This window comes from Methylobacterium sp. J-030 (assembly GCF_022829545.1).
Classification (GTDB): Bacteria; Pseudomonadota; Alphaproteobacteria; order Rhizobiales; family Beijerinckiaceae; genus Methylobacterium.
In genome coordinates, this window is record NZ_JAKSYM010000049.1 from 1 (window position 1) to 7335 (window position 7335).

Sequence of the window (7335 nt, forward strand, 5' to 3'; positions counted from 1 at the left end):
TAGCCCGAACCCGGCCTCCAGGAACCACATGCCGGCGAAGGCATCGTGCTGCTCGGAGAGGCGCACCAGAACCGCCACGAGGAACCCGTCCGCGAACACGAGCTGACCATCGGTGTCGTCGCTGCCGGTGGCGACATGCACCGGCTGGAGATGCAGAGTCATCCCACCGCTCGCTTCTGTAGATGCAGGTACGTCTCGTCGAACTCACAGGCGCGGATCAGCTCATCCCACGTCTTCACGACCAGGGTATGCCGGTGCAGCGTGATCAGCCCACGACCGCGCATCTCCTTCAACACGCGGTTGATGTGGACGCTGGTCATGCCGGTGGCGTCGGCGAGGTCGTTCTGGGTGATCGGCAGCGGGCAGCGGTGATCTCCGGCCAGGCCGACCGCCTCCTGCTTGAGGTACAGCTCGCAGAACAGGTGAACCAGGTGCTCGAAGGCTGGGCGGCGGCCCATGGCAATCAACCAAGCCCGGAAGATCGCCGCGTCGATCAGCGTGTCACGCCAGAGCACGGCCGCGATGGTCGGATAGCGGGCCGTAAGAGCGTGCATGCTCTCGTGCGGGATGAACGCCACCGTGGCCTGTGTCATCGTCGCGAGGTTGTGGTCCATCAGCGGGATGTGCAGGCTTTGCAGATCCGGGATGTCGCCCGCGATGTGGAACGAGAAGATCTGCCGGCGTCCTTCGGTCAGAAGCTTATAGCGGTAGGCCCAGCCCTCCAGGATGAGGCAGCACTGGGTCGCGAGATCGCCGTCGCGGACGATGTCCTGTCGCGCCGAGAGGGTTCGTACTCGGACGGGCAGGCTCTCGATTGCGTGCCGCTCCGAGGCCGAGAGGCGGGTGACGCTCTCCAGCTTGCGGATGAGCGGGAAGAGTGCGTGGGGGGTCTTCGAAGCCATCGTGGCGTCGCCTTGCATTGCAGGCGGAAGCGCACGGCTCTCCCAGGCGGCAGCACCTGTTTCGGAGCGGCTGACGATCAGTCAGGTCTAAAGGTTATATCAGCGCCGCAATCATACCTGGGTTAAGGATTTTCAAGATTAACCCCCGGGTCTCAAGGCTAACCGTCATCATTAGCCGCTACGGTCGCGCCGCGGCCGCGGCGTCGGACTTCCTCCCCAAGCGCATAGAGCAGCAGGCGAGAGGCGGTCTTCATCTCAGATGAACCGTGCTGCATGATCTCAGCGTGGTTGGCGATGCAGGCTTCTATCATCGCCTCGAACTCGTTGAGCGCATTCATCCTTCCCTCCCGCAAGTACCGCCTCTCTTGTCGGAGGTAGCTAACTCTAGATAGACAGCGCCCGACATATAAATTAATACTCCAACCCCAAATCCATCAAATGACGTTGCGCTGAGCTTAATATTTCGCTCTAACTGTTGTCTACCCGCAATCTAAGTAGCGCGTGGAGACTTTTTTGCGAGAAGCTTTGCGTCGACACTGCGAGGAAGACGATGCCGGAAGCGTCAACATCCTGAAGCGCATTGCTGCTGCGCTCGGCAAGCCCGAGACCGCATTCGTCGATGAGCCCGAGGCGCTGGCAGACCTTAATGACGCTTCTGAGATGCTACGGCTATGGGATAGACTGAAACACGCCTCAGACCGCCGGAAGGTACTGGCGTTCGCGCAATCCCTCGCTGCGCGGGATTGAATGCATCGCGACCGGCATGTGCTGCCTCCGTGAGGAGCAAGCTTTGCTGATGCGGGACACGCGGCGAGGCGTCTACGCAGAGGGTACGATCATTTGCCTGCGCGCTTCGCCCATGCGCTCGTCATCGGAGCGGACCAGCATGTCGACGAAGACCTTCTGCACGATCTGCCGCGTAGTCGCCTGATCCAGGCCAAGCCCGCGGGCGAACCCATCAAGGCGACGGGGGCGGCCATACCATCACGGCTCGGCCGCCCTCGCGCACTCCCGACCGTACCGCGGCTGGTGCGCCCGAGATGGACCCCGAGCCCAGCTTGGGGAGCAGCGGTATGTCTCTGGCGTCCTCGCGGACGGCCTTCTGCTCGACTTCTCGACCAGCTCGCCGCTGGGCGCGCAGATCCACCAACAAAGCCTTGAAGTCGACGACCTCCCGCGCGGGCGGTTGCCGGAGCAGGTCTACGGTTTCGTGTCCGCTCACGCGAGCACTCCAGCCACCGCTGCTTCAACGAAACCGGGTGATGCCCTCCGTATCGAACCGCTCGCGGACCCACTTCAAGCCTGACCAGCTGCAAAGTTGGCCTCGACAATCCGTAGGAAGTGTCCGACCGGGGAGTTTCAAAGCGAGCGTATCATCGCGACTCCGCTAAACCATGGCTCTTCCGATCGAACGCTGCACTAGAAAAGCCAATCACAGTGGAATTTGCTATCAGCCAACCGCCAAATTAGAGGCTCGGGTCTCCGTCCATTTTATGAATTCATCGGCTGGAATAGGACGAGCGAAGAAGTAACCCTGCACCTCATCGCACGCAGTTAATCGGAGCTGGTCGAGCACTTCCTGCGTTTCGACGCCCTCCGCGACGACACGATGGCCGAGATGCTTCGCCATCAAGACCATCATCGTGACCAGCGAGAGCTGACGCGGGTCGGTATCAAGATCACCCATGAAGGAGCGATCGATCTTCACGACGTGCACCGGCAGCCGCTGAAGGTAGGACAGGCTGCTGTACCCAGTACCAAAGTCGTCGATCGCCAACCGAATTCCGGCAGCCGCGAGGTCCTTAAGCTGACATAAGGCCTGCTCGGCATCATTCATCACCGCCGTCTCGGTGATTTCCAGTTCGAGGAACTCGGGAGAGACACCATGTCGAGCCAGGACTTGGCTGACACGAGAAGCGAAATCGGGCTCGTGCAGGTTGGTCGAGGAGATGTTGACCGAGACGATCAGCTCCATGCCGGCCGCGTGCCACCGGGCCATCTGCGAGACCGCCGTCTCCAGCACCCAGGCGGTCGTTGGCGTGGCTAGGGCCATTCGCTCGACCAACGGGATGAACTCACCCGGCGAGATCGGCCCAAGCGTCGGATGCATCCACCGCATCAGCGCCTCGGCCCCGACACAGCGTCCGGAGGTCAGGTCGACGCGGGGCTGATAGACCAGACGGAAACCGGAGGGGCTTTGCAAAGCCGCCTCGAAGTCGCGCAGCAGCGTGAAGCTTCGCTGGGATGCGTTATCCAGCGTGTTCGAGTGGATCTGGAAGAGTTTGCCTTTTGAGCGCGCATCCTGGGCCGCTCCCTGAGCGATCCTCAGCACATCGGTCGGAGGTAGATCGCCAAGGGCGAAAGGGGCAACCCCAATCACGGTCGTGCCGATCGCGTCGGGCCCACCGAGCTTGCGCAGCCGCTCGGCCCGGACGGTCAAGAGATCGCTGTATGCGACCTCATCCATTCCGTCGGGAGCCAGGGCTGCCAGTTGTGTGGCGCCGACGTGGTAGGCTTTCCGCTGCGGCCCGATCAAAAGCCGGAAATTGCGCGCGGCTGCCTTGACCATACTGTCGATGGCAGCCTGTCCCATGACGCGCACGACATGGTTCATCTGATCGACGGAGATCAAATCCACTAGGACCGCGATCCGCCGTTCTCCAGACGTATGATCACGAGCAAAGTCGCTCAGGTCATCGATGAACTGCGTTCGGTTCGGCAGTTCACTGATAGGGTCGATGCGTCCGAAGGCATGCTGCAGCTCGATCTGCGACATGACCATGGCGGCGAGATCGCGCAACGCTGCCAATTCTGACGGTTGTGCTTGCCGAGGCGACGTCCCCAGGACGCACATGGCACCGAGGCCGAAACCGTCTCGCGTGACAAGTGGGGCACCGGCATAGAAACGGACGCCGGCCTTTGCCAAAGCGCTGTCGTGATAGTAGGGGTCCGTCAGGAAGTCCTCGATCACCACCAAATCACAGCTCTCGGCTACCTGAGAACACGGTGCTTTTTGGCGCGTGACCGACCAGTGCTCTACTCCGATCCTGGACTTGAACCATTGTCTGTCGCTATCAGTCAAAGAGACGGCGGCGATTGACAGGCCGAATATCTGGCTTGCCATACGCGTGATGCGGTCGAAGCTTTCTCCTGGGGGCGTATCCAAGAGGTCGAACCTTCGAAGCGCATCAAGACGCTCAGTTTCTGCGGCCGACACCATAAGTTGCTCCCTCATGCCGTCCACGTACTGGCTGCGGTCGCCTCATGTCCTAGAGTGTGGCGAACCCCTGCACCGGCCTCCTCCCGAGATGCCGCCTCGGCAGAAGTCCGTCTTGTCCGATATGACAGGGCCATGGCCCGTGATCAGGCTTGATCTACTCGCTGGCAATAAGTCGCGACGTAATCACTTTTTCCTGTGCTTGATATAGTACCAATTTATTACTTATTGCTTAAAAACACCTTGTTACTGTGTCGGAAGAAATACAACAAATGACGGGATTTCAGTGTTGTAGCGATGATTAGAACAGTGCTGCCGATTGTGGCGGGCGGGAATTTGCATCTCCGGAGCTGAAAACACCCAAACTGCGCAAAGCGTCCCCTAACAAATCATTACTTATGGAGATTGCTTCATACCGCCCCCCACGGCTTTCAAAGGGGCGTCCGATGCGCCGCGCCACCTCACGCTCGAACGAGATGAAGCCCTCGATCTCACCACACACGTTGCGCAATGGTCGGCAATCGATCTCGGCCCGGTATTTGGTGCCGTCGCCTCGGTAGTTGGTCAGATACCCGTGGAAGCGTTCACCGGCCCTCAGGGCCCGATGAAAGGCGTCGAGAGTCGCCTGACGCGTCTCCTTGCCCTGCATGAAGCGGGGGCTCTGCCCGATGATCTCATCTGGATCGCGTCCAACAAGCCGGCCAAAGGCCGAGTTGGCATAGACGATGATCGGGCCCGGCCGCTCTATGGATGCGTCCGTAATCAGGATGCCGACCGGGAGGTCGCGGCCAAAGGCACGGATCAATTCAACGATTGTCATATAGGTTGGTCGTCACTTGGTGAGGCTCAGCCTACGGGCGTCCAAGCGTGAACAGGATCGGGACGTTCCGTAAGTCCGCCTTATACGACCGGCTAAGATTGCCGGCTGATTGCACGCCGACCTCGCGCACCTCCCGACCGCGTCCGCAGCAGATAGTCCTGAGATAGGCGCGAGCGCGGCCGCGGGGAAGCCTCTGTGTGTCCCTGGCGTCATCGCGGGCGGGTGTTTCATCCGGTTAAACGCTCGTCAGAAACGCCGCAACGGCCTGACCGCCCGGCAATCTGCCCCGGTCACAACTGGTCGGGGTTAAGAGCGGATCCCGCGACAACCGCCCTCGCCTCGCGGAGGCCATGGCGCTCTGCCGGCTCCCCGGGGCCACGCTGGTCATCGCCAAGCTCGACCGGCTGTTCCGTTACGCGGCGTTCCTGCTGAACCTGCAGGAGGCCGGCGTCCGGTTCGTGGCGGCCGACATGCCCGAGGCGAACCAATTGGTGGTCGGCATCATGGCCGTGGTCGCCCAGGCCGAGCGCAAGATGATCTCGGCCTGCACCAAAGCCGCGCTGGCGGCCGCCAAGGCGCACGGCGTGCACCTAGAGCCGGTCCCGCGCCGCTTGAGACGGGTTAGCGGGTAGCGCGTTGGTGAGTGAAGGAGCTTGCTTATGCCTTCACCCCTGTCTGTGGACCTGCGCGAGCGTGTCGTGGCTGCCGTGGTGGCTGGCGCCTCCTGCCATCGCGCCGCAGCCCGCTTCGGGGTCAGTGTGTCGAGCGCCAGCCGCTGGTCGGAGCGCTTCCGCCACAAGGGCCAACTCGCCTCCAAGCCGATGGGCGGCGATCACACCTCGAAGCGCATTGAGGCGCATGCCGGGCTGATCCTGAGGATCTCCAAGCAGGAGCCGCGTCTTTTCCTGCGCGAGTTGCGCGATCGGCTGGCTGAGCAGCGCATCCAAACCAGCACGAGCGGCCTGTCGCGCTTCTTTGCCCGCCACGGGATCCGCTGGAAAAAGGGGCGACGTACGCAGCTGAGCAGGAGCGTGCGGACGTAAGGGCTGCTCGCCAGGCGTGGTTCGAGGCACAGCCCGAGCTCGATCCGGATCGGCTGGTGTTCCTGGATGAGACGGCGGCTGCCACCAACATGGCGCGCCGCTATGGTTGGGCTCCGCGCGGCGAGCGCTGCCGGCTCACAGCCCCGTTTGGCCACTACAAAACCACCACCATCACCGCCGCCCTGCGCTCGAGCGGGCTGTGCGCCACCGCGCTATTGGACGGTCCCACGAACGGCACGCGCTTTTGCAGCTACGTCACCGAGACCCTGATCCCGGTGCTGCAGCCGGGCGACGTCGTCGTCATGGACAACCTGGCAGCCCACAAGGTTGCGGGCGTGCAGGACGCGATCGAGGCCGCAGGAGCGCGGCTGCTCTACCTTCCGTCCTACAGCCCTGGTTTCAACCCGATTGAGCAGGCCTTCGCAAAGCTGAAGGCGCTGCTACGCAGCGCGGCAGCCCGCACGATCCCGGATCTCTGGGCGGCGATCCGCCAAGCCTTCACGTGCTTCACTCCGCAGGAGTGCCGCAACTACCTTGCCGCAGCTGGCTACGAGGATGACTTGGCCGTCGCTACCTGACCGGGACAGCTCTAGGCAAGCCGGAGAACCTATCGAACCGGGAGGCCGGCCAAGTGCGCGGGCGGGCGCGGCAGACCCGGCGGCCCGAGGAGCGGGCCCGGGACCTCGCCCCAGTGATAGCCGCCGTGCGGGCCGAGGGCGCGGTCCCGCTGCGCCAGATCGCGGCGGCGCTGAACGCGTGGGGCATCCCGGCCGCTCGGGGTGGGGCGTGGACGGCTACACAGGTACGGCGCGTCTCGTAACGAATGTTTGGACCTAGACCCGTGGCAAAGCCGTACTTTCACATAGGTTAGTTCAAGCTCAGTTTAGCACCATCTTTCAACAATGTGAGGCTTACAAAAACAGGAACATCTCCTGATGCTGATAGTTTATTGGGCAAGATCCTGTCTGGGATCTACTTACAACCAAAAGTTGGGTTTTGAGATGAACGTCAAAAATCTATGCGTTCCCTTGATCGCTGCAGCTCTGCTTACCGGCGGCGCTAGCTTTGCTCTCGCACAGGGCGGAGCTGCCGGCGGCGGTGCAGGTGGTGCCGGAACTGGCATGAGCGGCGGGTCCACAGGAACAGGCGGCTCGATGGGTGCAGGTAGTGGATCTGGCACCGGCATGAGCACCGGCGGTCAGATGAACAACGGGAGCGGCACGGGGGACCGCATGGGTGACGGGGCGAAATGAGTGATTAGCGACCCATGCTGCCGGACGAGCTGCCGGTTCCCTTACCCATCGAACCAGACGTTCCGGTCGAGCCGGTGCTCATCGATCCAGAGTTGCCCGC

General features: G+C 62.2%; 5 protein-coding genes and 1 pseudogene. 2 read left to right on the forward strand and 4 right to left on the reverse strand.

What is annotated here, in order from left to right; genetic code table 11:
• Positions 1-158 precede the first annotated feature (158 nt).
• From MKK75_RS02150 to MKK75_RS02165, 4 genes are all read right to left on the reverse strand, one after another.
• Positions 159-902 (reverse strand): Crp/Fnr family transcriptional regulator, encoded by a 744-nt coding sequence (locus tag MKK75_RS02150; protein ID WP_244040988.1) that lies wholly within the window; start codon positions 900-902, stop codon positions 159-161.
• A gap of 158 nt (positions 903-1060) precedes the next feature.
• On the reverse strand, positions 1061-1240 hold the full coding sequence (locus MKK75_RS02155; RefSeq protein ID WP_243917796.1) for a hypothetical protein: 180 nt from the start codon (positions 1238-1240) through the stop codon (positions 1061-1063).
• 1112 nt (positions 1241-2352) lie between these two features.
• Complete coding sequence (locus tag MKK75_RS02160) at positions 2353-4122, reverse strand: putative bifunctional diguanylate cyclase/phosphodiesterase (RefSeq protein ID WP_244040989.1); 1770 nt, start codon at positions 4120-4122, stop codon at positions 2353-2355.
• Between the two features lie 298 nt (positions 4123-4420).
• Positions 4421-4939 carry a PAS domain-containing protein gene (locus MKK75_RS02165; protein ID WP_243917792.1) on the reverse strand — a complete coding sequence of 173 codons (519 nt, stop codon included), beginning with the start codon at positions 4937-4939 and terminating at the stop codon, positions 4421-4423.
• Positions 4940-5238: 299 nt separating this feature from the next.
• Here MKK75_RS02165 and MKK75_RS02170 point away from each other — a divergent pair.
• Both MKK75_RS02170 and MKK75_RS02175 read left to right on the forward strand, forming a co-directional pair.
• A pseudogene (locus MKK75_RS02170) lies at positions 5239-5532 on the forward strand (recombinase family protein); the annotation flags it as partial.
• 66 nt (positions 5533-5598) lie between these two features.
• Positions 5599-6560, forward strand: a protein-coding gene (locus tag MKK75_RS02175) for an IS630 family transposase (protein WP_244040990.1) whose coding sequence is annotated in 2 segments (ribosomal slippage) — positions 5599-5947 and positions 5947-6560 — 963 coding nt in all. Because the reading frame shifts where the segments join, the coding sequence is not laid out codon by codon here.
• Positions 6561-7335 lie beyond the last annotated feature (775 nt).